Annotated in this window: 21 protein-coding genes; 16 read left to right on the forward strand and 5 right to left on the reverse strand. The window is 42.9% G+C overall.

Annotated elements, in window-relative coordinates:
• The first annotated feature begins 78 nt into the window (after window positions 1-78).
• Both I2H39_RS17680 and I2H39_RS29660 read left to right on the forward strand, forming a co-directional pair.
• Window positions 79-1,035 (forward strand): hydroxyacid dehydrogenase, encoded by a 957-nt coding sequence (locus tag I2H39_RS17680; RefSeq protein ID WP_195627163.1) that lies wholly within the window; start codon window positions 79-81, stop codon window positions 1,033-1,035.
• A 75-nt stretch (window positions 1,036-1,110) separates the two neighbouring features.
• Window positions 1,111-1,332, forward strand: coding sequence for a hypothetical protein (locus I2H39_RS29660; protein ID WP_330641025.1), 222 nt, complete (start codon window positions 1,111-1,113; stop codon window positions 1,330-1,332).
• A 125-nt stretch (window positions 1,333-1,457) separates the two neighbouring features.
• On the opposite strand, the gene I2H39_RS29665 is transcribed toward I2H39_RS29660, so the two are convergent.
• Entirely contained in the window at window positions 1,458-1,844 is a 387-nt protein-coding gene (locus I2H39_RS29665; RefSeq protein WP_330641023.1) for an MATE family efflux transporter, read from the reverse strand.
• Window positions 1,845-2,252: 408 nt separating this feature from the next.
• Here I2H39_RS29665 and I2H39_RS17695 point away from each other — a divergent pair, with 408 nt between their 5' ends.
• Window positions 2,253-2,627, forward strand: a complete 375-nt coding sequence (locus I2H39_RS17695) for a hypothetical protein (protein WP_195627164.1) — start codon at window positions 2,253-2,255, stop codon at window positions 2,625-2,627.
• Window positions 2,628-2,907: 280 nt separating this feature from the next.
• Window positions 2,908-3,756 (forward strand): hypothetical protein, encoded by an 849-nt coding sequence (locus tag I2H39_RS17700; protein WP_207746863.1) that lies wholly within the window; start codon window positions 2,908-2,910, stop codon window positions 3,754-3,756.
• 443 nt (window positions 3,757-4,199) lie between these two features.
• Here the strand turns inward: I2H39_RS17700 and I2H39_RS17705 are convergent, their stop codons facing one another.
• The gene (locus tag I2H39_RS17705) at window positions 4,200-4,460 is read right to left on the reverse strand and encodes a Txe/YoeB family addiction module toxin (protein ID WP_002576046.1); all 261 of its coding nucleotides are present in this window, start codon (window positions 4,458-4,460) and stop codon (window positions 4,200-4,202) included.
• A gap of 4 nt (window positions 4,461-4,464) precedes the next feature.
• A complete protein-coding gene (locus I2H39_RS17710; RefSeq protein ID WP_002576045.1) occupies window positions 4,465-4,725 on the reverse strand; it encodes a type II toxin-antitoxin system RelB/DinJ family antitoxin in 261 nt (86 codons plus the stop codon).
• A gap of 796 nt (window positions 4,726-5,521) precedes the next feature.
• Between I2H39_RS17710 and I2H39_RS17715 the strand changes: the two genes are divergently transcribed.
• The gene (locus tag I2H39_RS17715; protein ID WP_227147578.1) at window positions 5,522-6,871 is read left to right on the forward strand and encodes a S41 family peptidase; all 1,350 of its coding nucleotides are present in this window, start codon (window positions 5,522-5,524) and stop codon (window positions 6,869-6,871) included.
• On the opposite strand, the gene I2H39_RS28890 is transcribed toward I2H39_RS17715, so the two are convergent.
• Window positions 6,859-7,152 carry a hypothetical protein gene (locus I2H39_RS28890; protein WP_207746864.1) on the reverse strand — a complete coding sequence of 98 codons (294 nt, stop codon included), beginning with the start codon at window positions 7,150-7,152 and terminating at the stop codon, window positions 6,859-6,861. The genes I2H39_RS17715 and I2H39_RS28890 overlap by 13 nt on opposite strands.
• Window positions 7,153-7,332: 180 nt before the next feature.
• Here I2H39_RS28890 and I2H39_RS17720 point away from each other — a divergent pair, with 180 nt between their 5' ends.
• The gene (locus I2H39_RS17720; protein WP_195627166.1) at window positions 7,333-8,469 is read left to right on the forward strand and encodes a hypothetical protein; all 1,137 of its coding nucleotides are present in this window, start codon (window positions 7,333-7,335) and stop codon (window positions 8,467-8,469) included.
• Between the two features lie 500 nt (window positions 8,470-8,969).
• Here I2H39_RS17720 and I2H39_RS17725 read toward each other — a convergent pair whose 3' ends face one another.
• Window positions 8,970-10,883 (reverse strand): sigma 54-interacting transcriptional regulator, encoded by a 1,914-nt coding sequence (locus I2H39_RS17725; RefSeq protein WP_195627167.1) that lies wholly within the window; start codon window positions 10,881-10,883, stop codon window positions 8,970-8,972.
• Between the two features lie 394 nt (window positions 10,884-11,277).
• Here I2H39_RS17725 and I2H39_RS17730 point away from each other — a divergent pair, with 394 nt between their 5' ends.
• The 10 genes from I2H39_RS17730 (at window position 11,278) to I2H39_RS17775 (ending at window position 21,348) form a co-directional block, all read left to right on the forward strand.
• Window positions 11,278-12,660 (forward strand): MmgE/PrpD family protein, encoded by a 1,383-nt coding sequence (locus I2H39_RS17730; protein WP_138309084.1) that lies wholly within the window; start codon window positions 11,278-11,280, stop codon window positions 12,658-12,660.
• Window positions 12,661-12,792: 132 nt separating this feature from the next.
• A complete protein-coding gene (locus I2H39_RS17735; protein ID WP_138309085.1) occupies window positions 12,793-13,467 on the forward strand; it encodes an N-acyl homoserine lactonase family protein in 675 nt (224 codons plus the stop codon).
• 115 nt (window positions 13,468-13,582) lie between these two features.
• Entirely contained in the window at window positions 13,583-14,674 is a 1,092-nt protein-coding gene (gene dctP, locus I2H39_RS17740) for a TRAP transporter substrate-binding protein DctP (protein WP_138309086.1), read from the forward strand.
• 18 nt (window positions 14,675-14,692) lie between these two features.
• Window positions 14,693-15,223 carry a TRAP transporter small permease gene (locus I2H39_RS17745; protein WP_138309087.1) on the forward strand — a complete coding sequence of 177 codons (531 nt, stop codon included), beginning with the start codon at window positions 14,693-14,695 and terminating at the stop codon, window positions 15,221-15,223.
• Window positions 15,220-16,497, forward strand: coding sequence for a TRAP transporter large permease (locus I2H39_RS17750; RefSeq protein ID WP_138309088.1), 1,278 nt, complete (start codon window positions 15,220-15,222; stop codon window positions 16,495-16,497). Before I2H39_RS17745 ends, I2H39_RS17750 begins: the two co-directional genes overlap by 4 nt.
• A 16-nt stretch (window positions 16,498-16,513) precedes the next feature.
• Window positions 16,514-17,659 carry a PrpF domain-containing protein gene (locus tag I2H39_RS17755; RefSeq protein WP_195627168.1) on the forward strand — a complete coding sequence of 382 codons (1,146 nt, stop codon included), beginning with the start codon at window positions 16,514-16,516 and terminating at the stop codon, window positions 17,657-17,659.
• 48 nt (window positions 17,660-17,707) lie between these two features.
• Window positions 17,708-18,604 (forward strand): isocitrate lyase/PEP mutase family protein, encoded by an 897-nt coding sequence (locus I2H39_RS17760; protein WP_138309090.1) that lies wholly within the window; start codon window positions 17,708-17,710, stop codon window positions 18,602-18,604.
• 34 nt (window positions 18,605-18,638) lie between these two features.
• Window positions 18,639-19,901, forward strand: coding sequence for a 3-isopropylmalate dehydratase large subunit (leuC, locus tag I2H39_RS17765; protein ID WP_138309091.1), 1,263 nt, complete (start codon window positions 18,639-18,641; stop codon window positions 19,899-19,901).
• Window positions 19,901-20,386, forward strand: coding sequence for a 3-isopropylmalate dehydratase small subunit (locus I2H39_RS17770; RefSeq protein WP_138309092.1), 486 nt, complete (start codon window positions 19,901-19,903; stop codon window positions 20,384-20,386). The genes leuC and I2H39_RS17770 overlap by 1 nt, the downstream gene beginning before the upstream one ends.
• A 41-nt stretch (window positions 20,387-20,427) precedes the next feature.
• Complete coding sequence (locus I2H39_RS17775) at window positions 20,428-21,348, forward strand: D-2-hydroxyacid dehydrogenase (protein ID WP_195627169.1); 921 nt, start codon at window positions 20,428-20,430, stop codon at window positions 21,346-21,348.
• Window positions 21,349-21,445: the final 97 nt, after the last annotated feature.

The raw sequence follows: 21,445 nt of genomic DNA on the forward strand, positions 1-21,445 counted from the left end.
GAAGCGGAAGGCTTGTCTGGATATTGTGTGATGAAAAGATGAAACGGCTGTTTACTATTTGGCAGACAGGAGGATGTAATGGGTTATAAGGTGCTGATTCCACAGGATATCGCTGAGGAAGGGAAAGAATTTCTAATCTCCCGTGGCTATGAAATAAAGATGGGTTCAGGCGTTAAAGAGGTGGAGCTGGCGCGGGATGTGGAGGATTGTGACGCAATGCTTTTAAGGACTGCAAACGTGACCGGGGCAGTGCTGCGGGCTGGGAAAAAACTTCGGATTGTAGCTAGGCATGGGGCTGGTTATAACAATGTGGATATCAATACCGCCACGGAATTGGGGATATGGGTCACGAATACGCCTGACGCGACTACGGGCTCTGTTGCTGAATTTACGGTTGGCGCGATGATTGCCGCAGGCAAACGGTTTGTAGAACTGCGGGATGCCTTGAAGCAAGGGGATTTTGGTTATAAAAATAAGCATATGGGGACAGACCTGGTGGGAAAGAGGCTGGGAATTATTGGTATTGGGAAGATTGGTATAGAGGTGGCTAAAAAAGCCTTCTACGGACTGGATATGGAGATACTTGCCTATAGCCCAAGAAAACAGCAGGATCAGATGCCAGATTATGTACGCCTGGTTCCGTGGGAGATGTTGTTTGAAACGTCGGACTTCATCGCAGTCCATGTGCCGCTTACGGAGGAGACGAGAGGATTTATTGGAGCAAAGGAATTTGAGCGGATGAAGCCGTCAGCTGTTCTTGTCAACTGTTCCCGTGGAGGGGTTGTGGTTGAGAAGGAGTTGGTAAGGGCACTTCAGGAAAGGAAAGTGGCCGGACTGTTTACCGATGTGATGGAGCAGGAGCCACCGGATTCCAATCATCCATTTTTCCAGATGAACCATGTGATTGTGACACCGCATATGGCTTCCAATACAAGAGAGTGTATGCTGCGGATGGCGGTGCAGGCGGCAGCTCAGATTGATTTGGTGTTATCAGGTAAGAAGCCAGAGTGGGCGGTTAACAATCCAAACCAATAGGAAAATCAATAGGAGGACAATATGGCAGTACATGTAATTGACGAAGTGAACCGCTGTTTAAACTGTAAATAACCGATGTGCCAGAAGGGATGCCCAATCCATACGCCGTTTCCCACGGTAATCCGTGCGTTCAAAGATGGTAAGCTCAGCGAAGCAGGAGAAATCCTGTTTGAAAACAATCCGATGTCGGTCATCTGTTCGCTGGTCTGCAACCATGAGCGTCAATGCGAGGGAAGCTGTGTGTTGGGGCGGAAAGGGCATCCGGTTCATATCAGTTCTATCGAGAACTACATATAGGATACGATGTTTGAGCGCCTGGAGGTAGCCTGTGCACCGAAAAACGGAAAAAAAGCCGCAGTCATCGGCGGCGTTCTCCAGTATGGTATCCCGGAGTTTCGCCTGCCCAAGACGGTGCTGGAGCGTTACAAGAAAAAACGGCTTTCCATTGGGATAAAATCCGCCCGAATACCACGATTGGCGGGGCTTTGGAGATTAAGGACCTGTTTCGGCACAGCTATCATAAGTATCCAAAGGGATGCCTTTGTGTCACCTGCCCCACGTAGCACGGCCGCGCACCAATTGTAAAGAAATGCCGCAGGAAGCCCCAGATAGATAATCTTCAGGTATTCCTGCACAAACCCCACAACACCTGCGGCGGCGAAGGCGGTTACTCCAATATAATGTCCCACTATAAAGGCGTCAATGGTGTTATACATCTGCTGCAGGATATTTCCCCAGATCAAAGGCAAAGACAGGGCGGTCAACTGTTTCCAGATTGTGCCGTTTGATAAGTCATTTGTCAGATTCATGTTCTATTCCCTCCGTATAACAGTTTACCGCAGAGAAAAATAGTTGTAAAATGCCATATTTTGCGATAATCTATAAAATAGACTTTATGGTTGTTCCGGCATCTGTGGCGGATAAAGCCGTTAGCAGTCATGTATCGGTTCACTACCTGTCCTCGCCGCCACCGGACCGGATCATATATTATCTAAAAAGATCGAGTAGGCAGACAGAAAACGTCTCCCTTTTTTTGAAGCTCCTTCATAAAAAACTGGAGACAACACCACAGGAGACCTCTTATCTGTTGGTGGGGGCATGATTAATCTTATAGCCGAATTGGGTATGCAGATGAATTGATAGAAAGATAGCCTTTCGAGTATGCTATCATAATTCTAACGGATTGATGAATTGGTATTTGTGAGGGGTGAGAAGCAATGGTGAAGCCGATTAGCTATATTTCGTATGGTGAAAACGAGAAAAAAGTAATAAAGGCTGGAATAGTGGAAATTCGTAAAGTTCTTATGGGTAATGATAAAAATAAAAAGAGAAGTCTGTTATTTGCTCTGGATTGGTTTATGGACCCTTACTTTAAACAAGATATTTCAGATATTCACAATGAATTGGTAGAGCTTTTGCAAACAGTGGTAATTTCTTCAACAGATGATGATGTGTCTGAGGATGCTTTACAGCTTTTATGCGATTATGAATGGCCACCTTTTGAAATACTTGAAAAAAATATAGATAGGGTATCGCAACGATTAAAACCAGATGTACTGTATGCAGTTAATATGGATAAGAAATATAACTAACGGATGAAAAGCCAATCACAGCCAGACAGTGCATAAAGGCTCTTGCACAGGTTGGTTCAGCAAAGCCACAATATATACCAGTAATATTATCATGTTTGCGGAGTGCAGATTTATCGAAATACAAGGACAGTATGCGTCCACTGATTGAAAAAGACATAGCTGAAACGGAAAGAAATTGACAACGTAACTTCCAGTTTATCAGACAATCGCAAAGAATGAAAAATTAGAATTGACCGAAGGTCAAGAAGATGGGCTTAGCGATAGATCGGAAGTTATCAAGATGATTGTAAAGATAAAACTTTTAAGTAAGAGGGCAATTATGAAGGTAAGTTTGAAACACCGGATAATAGATCGTAAAAGTAAAATTGTAACAATGATTGATGATTTTGGAGGCAATCCCATGGTGTTTGATTGTCAAAAAACTCTTCTTAAGCTATTGATTGTTCTTCTATGTGCTACGTTAGTTGTAATAAGAGGTTCAACCGCACCTCTTATAGCTAACAGTGCGGCGCTTCACTTTTTTTTCTATACTGATCCAAATGGGGATAAAACCCTTTATAATATTGGAATAAGCGTTATCGCCGCTTTTATTTTCTATGTCTTTCAAGTATATATTCCAGAATATAAAAAATGCAAACGTGATTGTTTGGCATTTTCCACGGCTCATAGACATGAGATTTATTTATTGAACCAATATACTTTGGCATGGAAAGAATTTTTGGGAAAGAAAGCAGGCGAGTGTCATTTCTTTGAATTTAGTTATAAACTTAGTCCGCATGACGGCGGTGTAGTAACTAAACTGACATATGAAGAAACAATTGAGGGTTTGCCACAAACATTATTAAAGATTATGAATAATCCTCTTTTTATGAATTGTGATATTGCGTATCAGGCATTTATTAATTATTCCTATAGCGTTATTTCTGGACATTTAATATTTATGGACGATCAATTTCCACATTGGAGTGATTCTGCCTTGGAGGCAAAGGATTGCTTACAAATACAGAGCATGGTGATGGATGATATGAAAAGAATTCAACGAAGGTTTAGTTCGATAGAAAAATATAAATTAAATGTTATTAGTACAAGTCCATATACGGGAAGAAGTCTATTAGAAAGACTGGAATAAAGTTAAGGTACAAAATGTTATTATGAACAAATTCCAGTTTGTAGGGGAGCTGGACGAAGTGGAAAAGGGGGTGATTATTTCACAAATTGTGGTTTGCTTAGACTGGATATTCGGAGAGACCACGAAATTTAAAGTGAGATTATTCAAATCCTAGCGTTGATAATCGAAGCCACATATACCTTGTTCCATTATAATAAAATTGCGACAAAAGCGATTGCGTCAGCGACAGAACGTATCAAGGCGTTACATATTTTGGGGGTTGAACCTACGGATGAAAAATTGGTAGAGCATGACGGAACAAAGTATGATTCATATTTTGTAGTGAAAAAGAATTAGTAGGACTTTGAGCATATCCATTTCAGTTATTTTGGAGCCGATTACAATAATAAGCACTTTGCAAAAGGGCGGTAGGGATCCTCGCAAAGTGCTTGCCACTGTTCTTGTTAATCATTATAATGTCCCTTGCAAGACGCAATAATAATCGCATTTTCTTTCTCACAATAGACAATTCTATTTGTTTCGTCAATTCGTCTGCTCCACCAGCCTCTAAGGTTGTCTTTAAGTGGTTCGGGCTTACCAATACCGTCGAAGGTTCCTCTTTGTATATCTTTAATTATAGAATTAATTCGCTTGAGTGTTTTCTTATCCTCGTTTTGCCACTCGCAGTATTCTTCCCACGCTTTTTCTTCCCAAAGTAATTTCATACACTCAATCCTCTATCAAATCGTGTTCTACCAGTTTAGCCTTCCCAGATTCTATATCAGCCACAATAGAGCGCAAATAATTCATATTACTTTCAGAATAGAACGGGTCAACTGAAACCTCGAACGGTATTCTTTTTTCACGACTAACTTTGGCTGCGAACATGGTAAAAGCAGTTGTCATTGAAAGCCCCATTTCTTTACAAGCCTGTTCCATCCCTTTTTTTAAATCTTCGTCCATACGGAAATTAACCATTGTTTGTGCCATAAATGCCACCTCCTTTTTCATAATTAGTTTAACATATTGTAAAGCAAAAATCAATAAGTTGCTTTACAATATTATATGCACTACTACCTCAACGTACTCAATTTCGATTGGGCTTTTTTATTTTACATGAAAATTTAAGCTTTCTTCCCGGTTTTTCCCAGAATCACTCTAAAGTCTCCTCCTTCCACCCCTTATAATTTCAGAAAAACAACATTGTGGATTATTCAGCATATACATAGATTAACCACCCGTCAAAAAAAGCAGTATCGGTTGAAATTTGTTCACATAGACATAAAAAGATTTTCCCAGGTATCGCTACTGTTTGGGAGGCATTTTTTTGCGTTGGCTGAATTCCGGGCCTCTGCTTATTAAAAGCGGCGACATTTAAAGTATGAAGCAGTCCGAAAAATAGGATTGACTTAAAACAGAAAAGCAACAGTAATAACCAGTGACGCTTACCGTTGGTTTTGTTCTTCATTTATGGTGACAACCATCTCTTACTGGTATAACTAGGTTATATTTCTGTTTGCTTCTGTAGAATTTAATGTTACCTGGACTTGTCTGTTGGACCAGATGGTCTGCAACATTTTGTTGATGATTTCCTTCTGCGCCCCAAACATTCGTACTCTGTTTGATTACTACCTATTCCGCTGTATTCCAGATTGAGGAACCCACTGCATTTAATAAAATAATCAAAGCATGACGCCCTAACTGCATACTTTACTCAGAAGGAACAGGTATGGTATACTGAGCTGGTAAATTATGTGATTCCGGACAAGTCAAAGGAGAACAGAGGATGAAAAAAAAGACAGATTTAAAACAAGCTATATTCTATGTGATATGTGCGGCAGTCATCATAAGCAATCCAACCACAGTGTCTGCCAGCAATGAACAGACTGCCGTGGAAGATACCGGAGAACAGCAGCCATCGTTGCGACAAGAGATTCAGAAACTGAAAAAAGGAAACTGGGTTAACCTGACCACGGAACAGAAACTGGAGGACCTGGATATCCTGTATCAGACCCTGAAGGACAATTATCCCTATTTTCATGTCCTTAAGAGAATGCGGAATGTGGACCTGAATGAAAAATACAGGACAGCAAGAAAAGAAATCAGCAAAGGAGGAACCGATATTGCCTTTTATCAGCAGATGGATGCATTCATCAATACCAATGACCAGATTGGACACCTGATGCTTGATAATCCGTACTGGTATGAAGATTCCGCCAGTACCTACAAAAGACTTGCCGAGGATTATCCGGATATGGAACGTATGCAGAAATTCTCCGCAGCATACAACAATGATAAATCTGTGGAAAACTATAGGAAAATGAAGAATATAACAGATCCTGCCTATAACAAAGTGATGGCTTATTATAATGCCGCCAAAACAGCCCAGGATACAGGAAGAGAATCAGCGGCGGATAATGTCCAGACACGTATTATTGAAGAAGGACGTATTGCTTACATAAAAATCGACTCCCTTCTGCCCAGTAATGCCTACGGCGAGGATAAAAAACAGCTTTTTGATTTTTATAAAACCGTGAAGGATTATGATAATGTGATATTTGATTTTACGGATAATGGGGGCGGCTCCATGAATTATTTTAATGACCTGATTGTATCCCCAAATATTGAAGTTACCTTGAAATGCAACGGGTATAAACTGATAAAAGCCGGGGAAAATAACGGAATTTTCCTGGATTTTAATGATTACCGCCCTATTTCGGAATTACCCGGACTGCCCCAGATGAATCCGGACGACCTGTCTGATATGGATCTGTTTCATGAAATAGAGTACACATCAGAACCTTCCGGAAAAGAAAAAATGCTGAAAGGAAGACTATGGCTTCTTGTAAGCGATACTGTCTTTTCATCGTCCGAATACGCGGCCATGTTTTCCAAGGCAACCGGCTTTATGACACTGGTGGGAACCCGGACAAGCGGGGAGGGTATCGGAAGCGACCCTCTGCCCATCATACTTCCGAATAGCGGTCTTATCGTGCAGTATGCAGCGGAGTACGGGGCGTTGCCGGATGGTTCCGGCAGCCAGGAGTATGGGACTATGCCTGATATCCTTTCTCCAGAGGGAGAATCTGCGCTGGATACTTGTTTAAAGGCCATTGAACAGCGTCAGCAGCCATGAAATGCACTGATGTGGCGCAAGTCAAACGTATGAGTAAATAAAGTATGAACAAGTTTCCTTTTTTGGTATAATAAAAAGAAAAAGGGGATTTTCCAATGAATGAACTGCTCCCCCGGCTGTGCTGCCGCAGCTTTATCAGAAATGGCAGGAGCAGTGGCGGCCTGATGGAGTATTCCTGCCAGAGCCGCAATGCCGTAGGGATGCAAACGCCCTGACCACGGGGGACTTTCCTTAAGCGGAATCAGGCGGTGGATTCCTTTTGATGAGATGCTGTCTGTCATGTATCAGGTGGGCAGATGGCTTTCACCGGATTTCAGGGAGACAGGCATGGGCGGATGTGCAGTGGCCCCTTCTGCATGCGCGGCCTGTGAGCATTAGGAGTTTATCCTAAGTTTTAAAGATGGGTTTATTCAGGAATAGAATAAGCTGTTGTATAATCAGTACAAGATGGGAGGGAATGTATGATTCATGACTATTTTTGGGTAAGAAATATTATTTATAAAGAATATACACATACAGCGTTGAATGATGTTGGTACTTCTTTACATGAAAAAGAGTATAGAAAGTTTGATATAACACCATTCCGTCTGACAAAAAGTATAGTAAAAAGTATAACTACCAAATATGGGCGTTCTAAGTTTACAGATGTTCTGTTTGTATGTTGGTTCCTTCAGTTAGGTGTAATGATAACGGAGGACGCAGACGGGTATTTGGAATTAGGCAAAGAAGTAAAGAACGGTTTGTTCCGGGATTTTTCCCAGACATCCCGCTGTGGTGAATTGGCTCAAGGTATTAACTATTACTTTTTAGAGCGTGTATTAGGGGCATTGGATATTTTTGATTTTAAGGAGTATTTTAATAATTACACAATAGGGATATCATGTCCATTGTCTACACCTGACTTTGTTTTTAGAACTCAAACTGAGATTAATATTCTGGAGTCCAAGGGAGATAATGTTAGGGATTATCCTACCCGTGTATTACGAAAAGCAAAAAAAGGACAATGCACCATTGGACAAAAAGCCTTACGGGCGGAAGGGATAATCTGCAACAAATCATATGCCAGTGTAGTTAAGTTTAATTCACTAAAATGTGCAGAACGGGAAGTCTGTATTCATTTTGGCGATCCGGAGTATGACCAAAGAGTACAAAAGCTTCGAGTTAGCAACATAAAACATGAATATTCTAAATGGTTTGATATGTTGGGCAGGAGGGAAATGGCAGATCAGTTATTAGATAACCAACCCTTTCTTTCAGAAGAAGCAGAGTCAGATAAGAATGGATTTTTGCCCTTAAGACGGTTTATACTGGACATTGACAGATATAAAATTGAAGTGGAATTGGGGGTAATGAAAGATTTATGGGAATTAATTAATAATTCGAATGCGTCGGCAGGGAAGTATCTAGATATGAGAGAGGGCTATAAGAAGGGGATTATAGAATGGAATAATAACTTGAGTTTTAAAAGTGGAGAAACATTCTATACAGATATTGATATCGATGGAACTTATATGAAGGCAGTTTGGCGTGAAGATAAAAGGGAGGTGTCTAAAATACCGGCATCTATTCCACCGCAGCAACACATTAAGCTACGGTAGTTTAGATGCTTTGGCCCTGGGAGATGGATGCTCCTGGGGCCTTTTGAGTGTAAAAGTCAAGGGTTTTATAGTGGTAATAGGTTTGTTCCGCATTCAATGGGAGTACGGTCTAAAGGTGGGAAAACCTAATTGGTACCAAACGTACAAAGTGTCAAAGAAAATAATCCCAGACATAGGCGATGTGTTTGTCAGCTCCTGAAAGCATTGCAGCATTCTTTGTAGTGAAGAACATCCTCCTATGTTTTTTATATCATTTCCAATTAACGTATTTTCAGTGTATTTGCCCACTCCCAAAACAACAACATGGACTTTTTCTGGCGGTAAAGTTCATCCGGTAAAAGCCTCTTTTCAAGTCAGGACAGCGTGGTATTATTCTGGGATAATAATATTTTTATCATACTATCTGATTGTGATTAGATTTTTCCACATAATTGAACCGGTAATCCTGAAGGCTGAATTCGAAGGTTTTGCGCTTGACCAGTCCAAGGGAGAGCTTTCTGCTATTTCTCATCCTGATTTGCCTTTATCTTACGCCACAGGGTTACACGGCTGACGCCCAGCAGTGCGGCGGCCTTTGTATAATTTCCATTCGTAGCCATCAGAGCTTCCCGAATCTTTTGAATCTCTTCTGACGGAGGAAGACGCTTATGCATATAGGCAGACATGACGGATTCGTCAGTCAGAATGCAGCGTTTCTTTCTGCGAATAATTTCCTCCTCCAGCAGAAGCCAGAAATCTTCTGTGGACTGGCTGGGAGTGCGGCTGGCAATAACGGTCTTAGTGAAATTCTCCATTTCCCGCACGTTGCCGGGCCAGGAATGGGAACACAGCAGACGGTCCAGCTTCTGCTGCATTTGCTCCAGTTCTACAGCTAGAAAGCTGTCCTGTTTTGCTATGAAGTTAAGAAACAGGGGGAGAATATCCTTCTGCCTTCGGCGCAGCGGAGGTATTTCCAATTCTAATACGGCCAGGCGGTAATATAAATCCTCACGGAACTGTTTTTGCTGTACTAAATCCCATAAATTGCAGTTTGTGGCGGCAATGATGCGCACGTCAAAGTTAATTACCTTGCTGCCTCCCACATGGATAAGCTGTTTTTCCTGTATGACCCGTAAAAGCTTACTCTGCAGAGGCATGCTTAGTTCACCCAGTTCATCAAGAAACAGGGTTCCTTTATGAGCCATTTCGAAGAAGCCTTGTTTTCCGCCTTTCCGGGCACCGGTAAAAGCGCCTTCATCATATCCAAATAATTCGCTTTCAAGAAGATTTTCACTGATAGCAGAACAATTTACGGCTACAAAAGGATTATCAGCCCGGCGGCTGTGATTGTGTATGGATTGCGCCAAAACTTCTTTTCCTGTGCCGGTTTCTCCAAGAATGATAATATTGTCTTCACATTTTGCAAATTTCTTTGCTGTCCGAATCAGGGTCTGGAATTCACTGCTGCAGCTGACGATATCTTCAAAACGGTGTTTTGCCAAAAATCCTTTTAAAGCCAAAGCATTTCGAATATGCTGTTCCTGTTTCTGAATGGTGTGAATACTGTCAATGGTTACCATAACATTGCTGAGATTATCTTTAGTTATAAGGGGGATGATGGAAACCATATATTGTTCTCCGCCAAAGCTGCACAGCATATATTTGATGGACTCAAGATTGTTAAAAACGCTATTTATTGTATTCTTAGGAAAGAATTGAGAAAGACTGGCACCGATGAGGTGTTCCTGCTTCATCATTAAGATTTTACTGGCTACTTCATTTGAAAGGGAGATATAGCCTTGTTCATCGGTAAACAGGATTCCCTGCCGGGAGTATTGGAAGACAGCCTGAAGCTGCTGGTTTGCTTTGGTTCTTTGGTGGATGGATAATGCAGTGTCATAGGCCAGCCGTATGAAGGATTGAAGGGATTCCTGCGGATAGACAAAGATGTTGCTCATTCCTAATGCAGTGGCACAATCGCAGACAAGACCACTGCCGATTACACAGCGGTAGCCTGCATTTTTGTATTTCAGAAGAATGGTATCTATGTTATCTAATAGTTCATAATAATCCAAGACAACATGAATTGATAATATATTTTGCAGCTGCGTGATTTGCGGCGTCCCTTCTTCGGCTGGAAGAATAATAACTGGCACGGTGTTGAGAGAAAGGGCGCGTTCATATGCCAGCAGTATATCAAAGAGGCTGGGTTCCACCTTAATGATGGGTTTGTCTGTAAGCCGGTGAAGAACCTTTGTAAGATAACCACTGGAGAGAAGAACATCTGATTTGGCCAGTTCCGGGGGAAGGGTTGTCTCATCTTTTGTAATGGAATCAGAAAGGATAAAGTCCGCATCCAGATTCATGGATTCGATGGCTTTAATCAGTGCGCGTGCAAATTGTCCGATGCATACTACCCCGATTTTTGGTTTCATAATTTATTTATCCCCAATTCTTTTTTTTAAATATAGCATAGATATATGTCAGATGCAATTGAGAATGAAATATTTGCAACAGTAATAAAAAAAGGAAATTAAAAAAACAGGACTGGAAAACGCAAATAAAATATAAAAGATGTTAAGGTGTTACAGGAAATGAAACAAATGTAATAGTTGCAACAAGCAACAAGTGAAATAAAAACAGTTCTGGACTCTTATAGCTAATGAAGGAAAAGGGAAATGCAAAGCTCTTTTCTTATAATCAGGAAGTCCAGGTGATAAAGAAAAAATTGGCACGAATATTGCTTTAATAATTACATAGAGTAATGCTTAAGCAACTCTTAATTCCCGGGGATACATTAAAACAGTAGAAGGAAAAGGAGAACATTTTATGGAGAAGGAATTATCTTTATCTCAACAGGTAGCAGAAATCGGATTCCAGTTAAAATTTGAGGACCTTCCGGAACGGGTTATTCAGAATTCTAAGATGTTTATTATGGATTTGCTGGGCAATATTATTGCTTCACGCCACATAGAATCCAGTGAAATCTGCCTTAAGACGGCAAAAGAGCTTGGCGGTGAACCAACGAGCACGGCCATTGGTTGCAATTATAAGACCTCTGCTCAAATGGCAGCTTTAATCAACGGAACCTTTGGACATGCCTTTGATATGGATGATGACCATAGATATGGGACTCAGCATTCCTCGGTTGTTGTATTCCCGGCTATCCTGGCACTTGCTGAGAAGTATAAAAAAAGCGGAAAAGATGTTATTACAGCGTTTGCATATGGTTCTGAAATAACCATCCGTCTGGGAGAGGCATTTGAGGGGCAGACATACTACCAGGGATTTCATCCTACCGGAACATGCGGAGTGTTCGGCGCCACAGGTGGAGCTGCAAAACTTCTGGATTTGGATGCAGAGAAGATTACATACGCATTAGGTCTTGCAGGCAGCCAGGCGGCCGGACTTCTGGAATGGAAGGCTCAGGGCACCTGGTCCAAACGCTATCAGGCAGGTCATCCTTCCATGTGCGGTGTAATCAGTGCTCTGATGGCAAAGAACGGCTACACTGCACCTACTACTGTATGGGATGGACAGGATGGCTTTCTGCGCGCCTATTCCTATAAAGATATCTGGAATGAGGAAAAGGTATCCGGGGAATTCGGAAAACGCTGGGAAATGGCGGATACATCCATCAAAGTACATGCATGCTGCAGGTTCTCCGCTCCTTTGGCTGATGCAGGAGTAGAGCTTTACAGGCGGGGAATTGATTATAAAAAGGTGGATTCCATCCTGGCCCGGGTGAATAAATATTCCATTAAGGTGCTGACAATACCGGAAGAGACAAAGGCAGACCCCAAAACAGTTGTGGATGCACAATTCTCATTGCCTTATGCCATAGCCTGCGGACTTGTGAAGGGGCATGAAAATATTGACGATTATACAAATGAAAGTATTCGTGATTCCGAGGTTCTGGAGCTGGCCAAAAAGGTCAGTTGGGTTATGGACCCGGAGATTGAGAAGGTTTATCCCAAGTATTATCCCTGCACCGTGGAAGTTACGATGAAGGATGGTTCCAAGGAAGTCTGCCATATCGAATATCCAAAGGGTGACCCGGAGAACCCTGTCAGTTGGGATGAGGCTGTAGAAAAATTCAGATTTATGGCCGGTCATGAGATGGGAAGCTATAAGGTGGAAAAAATTATAAGTCTGTGCAGCCGTCTGGAGGAGTTGGAGAATCTGAATCAGTTGATGGAGTTGCTGGTGTAAAAGAATGTCAAATAGTTCCGGGAGGATATATCCCTCCCGGAGACATATGAAAGAAGGTCAGTTTTAGTGGGGTTGAACAAATATAAAATATATCCTTTGCATTTGGGGACAATTAACAGAGAGTGTTCTAATATGATATACAGAACGAATCCTGGAGTTAAAGTGGATTTCCCGTTAGTAGCCTATTTTGTGACGAATGGAGAGACGAAAGTTTTATTTGATACGGGAGCATTTGTTCCGGAGAATGGATATGTTCCGGCGGGGAAACCCAATGGACCATATATACAGAAAAAAGAACAGAGAATAGATAATGCACTAATGGCTATAGGGGTTGATTGTGATGAAATTAAAACGGTTGTATTATCACATTTGCATTGGGACCATGCGGGAAGTTGTCACTTTTTTAAGAATGCAAAATTCATAGTGCAGAAGATAGAATATGAATATGCACTTAATCCTATAAAGATTCATCAGTTCCCCTACAAGAGAGATGAGTTTGAGAATCTTGATTTTAAATTTGTAGACGGGGACATTGAAATTGGAGATGGACTGCGTCTTATTCTAACCCCAGGTCATACCCCGGGGTCACAGACATTATTAGTTGATACAGAACAGGGGATATATGGTTTGGTGGCAGATTTGGTAAATACACGTGAATGCTGGGAGTCTGATCCTAAATTGGCAAATGGATATCATACGGATTTGATTGTCCATTACCAGAGCTTTGAAAAGGTTGCAGCTTCGACAGATTATATTTTAGAGGGGCATGAGATAAGGGTCTTTGATTATAAGAAGTATCCTTGCTGATAAAGAGAAGCCGCTGCACTAAGCTTATGAAAGACCGCACTAAGTGTCAGTGATATGTATCGCACGTAGGCACCTAAAATAAGGGCGCTAAGTGCTCATAACAAGGAGGATTGTAATGAGATTGAATAGAAGAATATTGTCAGTTGTTCTCATATCGACCATGATAATTTCGCTTACGGCCTGTAAAGGTACAAACAGTGGCAATCAGGCAACGGAAAGCGGCAGTCAGTCCGGCAGTATGTCTGCCGCAGAAACAGATACAGCAGGGGGTAACACAGCGGAATATATTTTTAAGGTCGGTCATGTACAGCCGGCAGACCATCCCTACCATACAGGACTTGTATATATGAACAAAATTCTCCAGGAAAGAACAGGAGGACGCGTTTCCCTTGATATTTATCCCTCATCGCAATTAGGAGCAGAGCGGGAGCTTGTGGAAAGCACACAGATGGGGACGATAGATATGGGTTTGGTTACATCCCCATTGGCAAATTTTGATAACAGCTGGTATTTGTTTGATATACCTGGTATTTTTTATACAAAAGAACATGCATATGAATTCCTTGATGGAGAACAGGGACAGGCGATGCTGGATGGTCTGGCCAATATAAACATTAAAGGACTATCTTTTTGGGAAACTGGTTTTTTTAATATTTTTGTAGATACAAAAGCCATTGAAAAACCACAGGATGTTGCTGGAATGACGATTCGGGTCATGGAGAATGATGCCTATATTACCTATTTTTCAGAGTTGGGAGCTAATCCGGTACCCATGGCCTATTCAGAAGTGTTTACAGGAATCCAGAATGGAACGGTTGATGGAACGTTGATACCTATTGCGGCTATTTATATGAATCAGTTCTATACGGTGGCACCATATATTACGCGCTGTGAGAACTGGTATTGTCCGGTTACACTGTTGATGAGTATGGATTCATGGAATTCTATGCCGGAGGACCTGCAGGAGATTTTTCAGGAATGTGCTAATGAAGCCAAAGACTATATGAGACAGGAGTTAACAGATACAGAGGAAGAGCAGGTTGCAGCTATGATAAAAGAAGGCTGCACGATAACAGAAGTTGACAAGGATGAATGGCGTGAGCTGGAAGCAGATGCTGTACAGAAGGTAAAAGAGCAGTTTATCGGAACTTATGTTCAACAGAAGACATTGGATTATATTGAAGAAATCGGACAGAAATATCGCTAGACTGAAAGGAGAAGCTTAATGGGACAAAAGGATTCTGAAGAGAAACTGACCGATAAATTCATGAAAATAGCAGGAGTACTGCAGAATATTTTTTCCGTTATTCCATTGGTGGCCATGTGCTTTATTGTATTGGCATCTGTTATTATGCGGTATGCGCTAAAAGTCCCTTTTACGTGGGGAGAGGAAGCGGCGAGATACCTTATGATTTTTGCAGCAATGCTGGCAATAGGAATGGGAGTGCGGGAAAAGTCGCATTTGGGAGTTACTATTTTTACGAGTCTGCTGCCCGGAAGAATTCAAAAAGTTGTAAATGGGTTGGCCCAGATAGTAAGCCTGGCAATTTATATGATACTTACGTATTTATCATGGGAGTTTATTATTGCACAGCATAAATTCGGACAGCTTTCTGCTGCCTTAAAGCTGCCCATGTATCTTGTATATAGTATGATGCTTCTGGGGTTTGGATTTAGTTGCATAGAAACCATATATTTGATTTGGAAGGAGTATGTGCGTAAGAGTCCTGACGAAGCTGGAAAGGAGACTATATGATTGCCCTGCTATTTCTAAGTTTTTTTATACTGTTGATTTTAGGAATACCGATTGCGCTTTGTCTGGTAGCATCTTCTATATTGGCGCTCTATGTATCTGGTGCTAACCTGGTTGTTGTTGTACAGAAATTGTTCACAGCAATGGATTCATACAGTTTGATGGCTATTCCGTTTTTCATGATTGCTGGGGGATTACTGGCAGAGGGCGGGGTTTCAAAGAGATTGACTGACTTTGCAAAATCCCTTGTAGGATGGCTTCCTGGAGGTATTGCAATTGTTGTATTTTTATCCTCGGCTTTTTTCGGCGCGATTTCAGGCTCATCTGCAGCTACGGTTGCGGCTATAGGGTCAATTATGCTTCCGGCTATGTTGGAAGACGGCTATCCGCTGAAGTTTTCATTGGCCACCATTGCAACCGGAGGATTTTTAGGGATTATAGTGCCGCCAAGTATTCCTATGGTAATTTATGGTATGGCGGCAGGAGCCTCTGTAAGCGAAGTTTTCATGGGGGGATTTCTTCCGGGGTTTATGCTGGCTGGAGGAATGTCCATATACTCTGTTATATGGGCCATGCGTAATAAAGACATTATCAAATCCCATAAATTTTCTCTAAAAAATGTATGGATTACTTTTAAGAGCGCAATTTTTGCGTTAATTATGCCATTGATTGTACTTGGAGGTATTTACGGAGGAATTTTTACTCCAACAGAAGCTGCATGTGTAGCTGTATTTTATGGATTATTCGTAGGACTGTTTGTTTACAAGGAGCTGAATTTTAAGATTATTGTAAGTATACTTAGAAGCTCTATCATAACTACAGGCGTTTTGCTGTTTGTGATTGCTGCGGCTACTGCTTTTGGCCTTGTTCTGACTAGAGAAAATGTTCCCCAGACAGTTGCCCACATGATTACGTCCTTTGCAGCCAACCGTTTTACATTCTGGATGCTTGTTACTGTTATGTTGCTGATTGTAGGCACATTTATGGATACATGCCCGGCAGTCATGATTTTAACACCAATTTTCGCCCCTGCTTTGGCCGCTTATAATATTAATCCCGTAGTATTTGGTGTTGTAATGATTATCAATTTGGGCATCGGACTTTGTACACCACCGGTTGGCCTTAATTTATATGTGGCTGCGGGATTGAAAAAAACTACAATTGAGAATGTTGTAGGTAGGCATCTGCTGTGGTATTTGTTCGCGGCTTTGGCTGTTTTAATCCTTCTGATGTCAGTGCCTCAAATTATAATGTTTATACCAAATCTGATGAAATAGAGAGGGAGAGTATACTATGTATAAACCAGAATCAGTGCGTATCCCCTGCGTAATCATGCGCGGAGGAACCAGCAAAGGAATATTCCTTCTGGGAAATGACCTGCCTGCCGACCTGGAAATTAGAGATAAAGTTGTTCTCTCTATTTTTGGAAGTCCGGATTCCCGGCAGATTGACGGGCTGGGGGGAGCAGACCCGCTGACCAGTAAACTGGCGATTATTGACCGTTCCAGCCGGCCGGATGCAGATGTGGATTACACCTTTGGACAGGTGGATATTCATTCGGCATTTGTGGACTATTCCAGTAACTGTGGAAATATTTCGTCTGCAGTGGGCCCGTTTGCTATTGCGCAGGGACTTGTAAAAGCCGTGGAACCCGTAACAGTGGTACATATTTATAATACCAATACCAACAGTATATTTGAGGCTGAAGTTCCGGTAAAGAACGGGCATCCGGTAACGGAGGGAGATTATAAGATTCATGGCGTACCGGGAACAGGAGCACGTATTGGATTGAATCTTGCAGGTACAGTGGGAGCAAAGACTGGAAAACTGCTTCCTACCGGAAATCCCAGGGATACAATTTGCGTTCCGGGATTTGGGGAGTTAACGGTTTCGATGGTGGATGCAGGAAGCCCAATGGTCTTTGTACGGGCAAAGGACCTGGGGCTGAAAGGGACAGAAAGTCCGGCCCGGATTGATTCGGACTCTCAAATGCTGAACCTTCTGGAGGAAATACGCTGTATTGCAGCGGAGAAAATGGGGATTGCCAGTCAGGAAGAGGCCAGGGAGAGGATACGGGCTGTTCCTATGGTGGCATTTATTGCGCCTCCGGCGCCATATAAGAGTCACATTGATGGAAGTACAGTTGCAGCAGAGGATATTGACTTTGTCTCAAGGGATATGTTTATGCAGATTATGCATAAAACCTATTCTGGAACAGCCACAGTGTGTACTGGCTGTGCAGCTGTTACACCAGGAACGCTGGTGCACGAGGTGAGGGGATTAAAAGAGTGTAGAAGGGTGAGGATTGGGCACCCGGGCGGTATTATTGAGTGTGATATGGCGTCAGAGGGCGGAAAAATCACCCGCGCAGTTTTCGGCCGGACTGCACGCCGTATTATGGAGGGCTATGTCCATGTGCCCCGGAGAGTCTTTGAGTAATATATGTATATGGTTGAATAACGGCAACATGAAAGGAATAATACGATTATGAGAAATACAGCTAAAGAATCAGGTGCTCAGGTTTTGCGCAGACGTCTTGAAAATCCGGAGATAATTATGGCTCCGGGGTGCTATGACTGCTTATCCGCACGGCTTATTGAGCAGGCAGGTTTTGAAGCGGCTTTTATGACAGGTTTTGGAGCTTCCGGGTCAATACTGGGGCAGCCGGATTATGGCCTGATGACAATGAATGAAATGGCTTCTGTGTGTGCCAATATGAATGCGGTGCTGAGTATTCCTTTGCTGGGTGACATTGATACAGGGTATGGAAATCCACTTAATGTGTATCGTACGGTTCGGGAGTTTGAACGGGCAGGTATGGCTGCCGTGCATCTGGAAGACCAGGTTTTTCCAAAACGCTGCGGACATATGGAGAAGAAGGCGGTGATTTCCATGGAAGAGCATGTGGAAAAGATTCGGGCTGCTGTGGATGCCCGGGATTCTATGCTGATTATTGCCCGCACAGACTGCCGCGCAACCCATGATATGGATGAGGTAATTCGGCGTCTGGAGGCATACCGGGATGCAGGGGCGGATATTGTATATGCAGATGCGCTTAGAAGTGCAGATGAGATGCGGCAGGTAGGTGCAATAAGAGATGTTTACAAATTTGCCAATCAGGTAGAGTTTGGAAAGACGCCGGTTATGTCAGCAGATGCAATACAGGCACTGGGTTTTAATATTGTCATCTATCCGGTGGGGACAATCTTTACTGCAGCCCGCGCCATGCAGAACATGCTTACAAAGTTGAGAGAGAACCGTCAGACCACGGAAGACACAGCAGTCATGACCACCTTTGAAGAATATAATAACATAGTGGGCATGAAAGAACTGGTTGCAATGGAGTCAGGTTATAAGGTAGATGAATATAAGAAAACCTTATAACATTGTAACTGTTCAGAGAAAGGAGCTGTGACCTGTGGGAATGACTATGACACAGAAAATATTTGCCCGGCATTGCGGGGCAGAGAAGGTCGATGCAGGTGATTTGATTAATGCCGGCATAGATTTGGTGATGGGGAGCGATGTAACAGCTCCTATTGCCATACAACAAATGGAGAGATACAAACTAAATAGGGTGTTTAATCCAGATAAAATCGTCCTTGTAATGGACCATTTTGCTCCAAACAAGGATATTCAGGCAGCCAGAAACTGTGCCAGGGTAAGAGAGTTTGCCAGAAAAATGAATATCCCTCATTTTTTTGACGGAGGATGGATGGGAATTGAGCATGCACTTCTGCCTGAGCAGGGATTTGTGGCTCCTGGTGAGCTGATTATCGGAGCGGATTCCCATACTTGTACATATGGTGCGCTGGGTGCATTTTCCACGGGGATTGGTTCTACGGATATGGCGGCAGGCATGTATGCGGGGACAAGCTGGTTTAAAGTTCCTTCTGCCATGCGGGTTAACCTGACTGGGAAGTTTCCTGAATCTGTGGGTGGAAAGGATGTGATTCTCACACTTATCGGGATGATTGGCGTGGACGGAGCAAGGTATAAGAGCATTGAATTCACAGGAAATGCCATTGAGAATCTCTCTATTGATGACCGCTTTTCTATCTGTAACATGGCTATTGAGGCAGGGGCTAAGAATGCGATTTTTCCTGTGGACAAGGTGACTCTTGAATATCTGGAAAATCGTGTCAGACGTTCCTATGAGCCGGTAACAGCGGACGCGGATGCCAGCTATGTATGTACGATAGATATGGATTTATCCCGCCTTCACCCAATGATAGCCGCCCCTTATCTCCCATCCAATGTTAAGCCTGTAAAGGAGTATGCCGGACTTAAGGTGGACCAGGTTATAATTGGATGCTGTACCAACGGACATATTACGGACCTTAGGCAGGCAGCCTGTATATTGGGAGGACGAAAAGTAGCGGATGGAGTGAGGTGTATCATTATTCCGGCAACACGGAATATTTATCTGCAGGCTATGGAAGAGGGGCTTTTAAAAGTATTTGTCCAGGCAGGCGCGACTGTCAGTATGCCTACCTGCGGCCCCTGTAATGGGGGACATGTAGGAGTACTGGCAGATGGGGAACGGTGTGTTTCCACCACAAATCGTAACTTTGTCGGCAGAATGGGTGCCAGGGATTCAGAAGTGTATCTTGCCAATCCTGCTGTGGCTGCGGCATGTGCAGTTGCGGGTGTGATTACGGTACCAGAGGAGGTGGTATAATGGCTGGAAAGGTATTTAAATATAAAGACAGCGTAGATACGGATGTCATATTACCGGCCCGCTATCTGGCTCTTTTCCGTGATGAGGATTTGGCAGCGCACTGTATGGAGGATATTGACGCTGATTTTGTATCCAGGGTGGAACCGGGAGATGTGATTGTGGCAGGAGAGAACTTTGGCTGCGGTTCATCACGGGAACATGCGCCTATTGCCATCAAGGCAAGCGGCATATGCTGTGTAATAGCGGCTTCCTTTGCACGGATTTTTTACAGGAATGCCATTAATATCGGTCTTCCGATTCTTGAATGTCCGGAAGCTGCAGCTGCAGCCAGTGAGGGAGACATAATGGAAGTGGATTTGTCAACCGGGACCATATGCAATGTAACCAGAGGGTTGGTTTACCAAGCGGGAGCATTTCCTCCTTTTATACAGGAAATGATAGATGCCGGAGGGCTGCTGGCTTATCTGGCCGGAGGAAGTATGTGAAAGTGATTAACCGCAACCTTGAGATGTTTGGAGGATAAGTTATGAAGATTGTTATTTTAGACGGATATACGCAAAATCCCGGCGACTTAAGCTGGGGCGGCTTTGAAGAACTTGGACAGCTGACGGTATACGACCGGACTACGGACTCCGGCATGATTGTGGAACGTATAAAAGATGCTGACGTAGTCTGCACAAACAAAACACCTATTTCAAAGGAAACACTGAAAGCATGCCCGTCTCTTAAATATATCGGAATACTGGCTACAGGCTACAATATAGTGGATGTGGATGCTGCCAGGGAAGCGGGGATTATTGTCACGAATATTCCTACTTATGGAACAGACGCGGTGGCACAGTACGCGATTGCTCTGCTGTTAGAGCTATGCCATCATATTGGCGAGCATTCACTGTGTGTAAAGAGGGGAGACTGGACAAAAAATCCAGATTGGTGCTTCTGGAATTATCCTCTTATAGAGCTGGCCGGCAAAACCATGGGAATAGTGGGGTTTGGCCGCATAGGACAGAGGACGGCAGATATTGCCCTGGCTCTGGGAATGAAGGTACTGGCCTATGATGTTTGCAAAACAGTGGAAAGTGAGCGTGAGAACTGCCGCTATGGGTCCTTAGACGAGCTGTTGTCAGAATCGGATGTAATTTCTCTGCACTGCCCATTGTTTCCGAATACAGAGGGTATTATCAATAATTCAAATATAGATAAGATGAAGGATGGAGTTTTAATCATTAATAATTCCAGGGGAGCGCTGGTTATAGAGGAGGACTTAAAGGATGCCCTCAACAGCGGAAAGGTGGCGGGAGCGGCTCTTGATGTGGTGTCCACAGAGCCTATAAGGATGGATAACCCTCTGCTGTCGGCAAAGAACTGCATTATTACGCCACATATCGCCTGGGCCCCCAAGGAATCCAGACAGAGACTGATGGATATTGCGGTTAGGAGTGTGTGAAGAAAAGTCTGTAAAAGCTGATCTTCTATGATAATAACTGGGCTGAAAGTTCTTTCTTGGACCTTCAGTCCTTGTATTATATATAACAGCAACTACT

This window comes from Clostridium sp. 1001283B150225_161107_B6, assembly GCF_015556325.1.
GTDB lineage: Bacteria > Bacillota > Clostridia > Lachnospirales > Lachnospiraceae > Enterocloster.

Coding starts and splice junctions, on each gene's coding strand:
- I2H39_RS17755 (WP_195627168.1), top strand. CDS start 16,514: ATGTATAAACCAGAATCAGTGCGTATCCCCTGCGTAATCATGCGCGGA.
- I2H39_RS17720 (WP_195627166.1), top strand. CDS start 7,333: ATGATTCATGACTATTTTTGGGTAAGAAATATTATTTATAAAGAATAT.
- dctP (WP_138309086.1), top strand. CDS start 13,583: ATGAGATTGAATAGAAGAATATTGTCAGTTGTTCTCATATCGACCATG.
- I2H39_RS17700 (WP_207746863.1), top strand. CDS start 2,908: ATGATTGTAAAGATAAAACTTTTAAGTAAGAGGGCAATTATGAAGGTA.
- I2H39_RS17735 (WP_138309085.1), top strand. CDS start 12,793: ATGATATACAGAACGAATCCTGGAGTTAAAGTGGATTTCCCGTTAGTA.
- I2H39_RS17710 (WP_002576045.1), bottom strand. CDS start 4,725: ATGGCACAAACAATGGTTAATTTCCGTATGGACGAAGATTTAAAAAAA.
- I2H39_RS17680 (WP_195627163.1), top strand. CDS start 79: ATGGGTTATAAGGTGCTGATTCCACAGGATATCGCTGAGGAAGGGAAA.
- I2H39_RS28890 (WP_207746864.1), bottom strand. CDS start 7,152: ATGACAGACAGCATCTCATCAAAAGGAATCCACCGCCTGATTCCGCTT.
- I2H39_RS17725 (WP_195627167.1), bottom strand. CDS start 10,883: ATGAAACCAAAAATCGGGGTAGTATGCATCGGACAATTTGCACGCGCA.
- I2H39_RS17775 (WP_195627169.1), top strand. CDS start 20,428: ATGAAGATTGTTATTTTAGACGGATATACGCAAAATCCCGGCGACTTA.
- I2H39_RS17695 (WP_195627164.1), top strand. CDS start 2,253: ATGGTGAAGCCGATTAGCTATATTTCGTATGGTGAAAACGAGAAAAAA.
- I2H39_RS17760 (WP_138309090.1), top strand. CDS start 17,708: ATGAGAAATACAGCTAAAGAATCAGGTGCTCAGGTTTTGCGCAGACGT.
- I2H39_RS17730 (WP_138309084.1), top strand. CDS start 11,278: ATGGAGAAGGAATTATCTTTATCTCAACAGGTAGCAGAAATCGGATTC.
- I2H39_RS17745 (WP_138309087.1), top strand. CDS start 14,693: ATGGGACAAAAGGATTCTGAAGAGAAACTGACCGATAAATTCATGAAA.
- I2H39_RS17750 (WP_138309088.1), top strand. CDS start 15,220: ATGATTGCCCTGCTATTTCTAAGTTTTTTTATACTGTTGATTTTAGGA.
- I2H39_RS29660 (WP_330641025.1), top strand. CDS start 1,111: ATGTGCCAGAAGGGATGCCCAATCCATACGCCGTTTCCCACGGTAATC.
- I2H39_RS17705 (WP_002576046.1), bottom strand. CDS start 4,460: ATGAAATTACTTTGGGAAGAAAAAGCGTGGGAAGAATACTGCGAGTGG.
- I2H39_RS29665 (WP_330641023.1), bottom strand. CDS start 1,844: ATGAATCTGACAAATGACTTATCAAACGGCACAATCTGGAAACAGTTG.
- I2H39_RS17770 (WP_138309092.1), top strand. CDS start 19,901: ATGGCTGGAAAGGTATTTAAATATAAAGACAGCGTAGATACGGATGTC.
- I2H39_RS17715 (WP_227147578.1), top strand. CDS start 5,522: ATGAAAAAAAAGACAGATTTAAAACAAGCTATATTCTATGTGATATGT.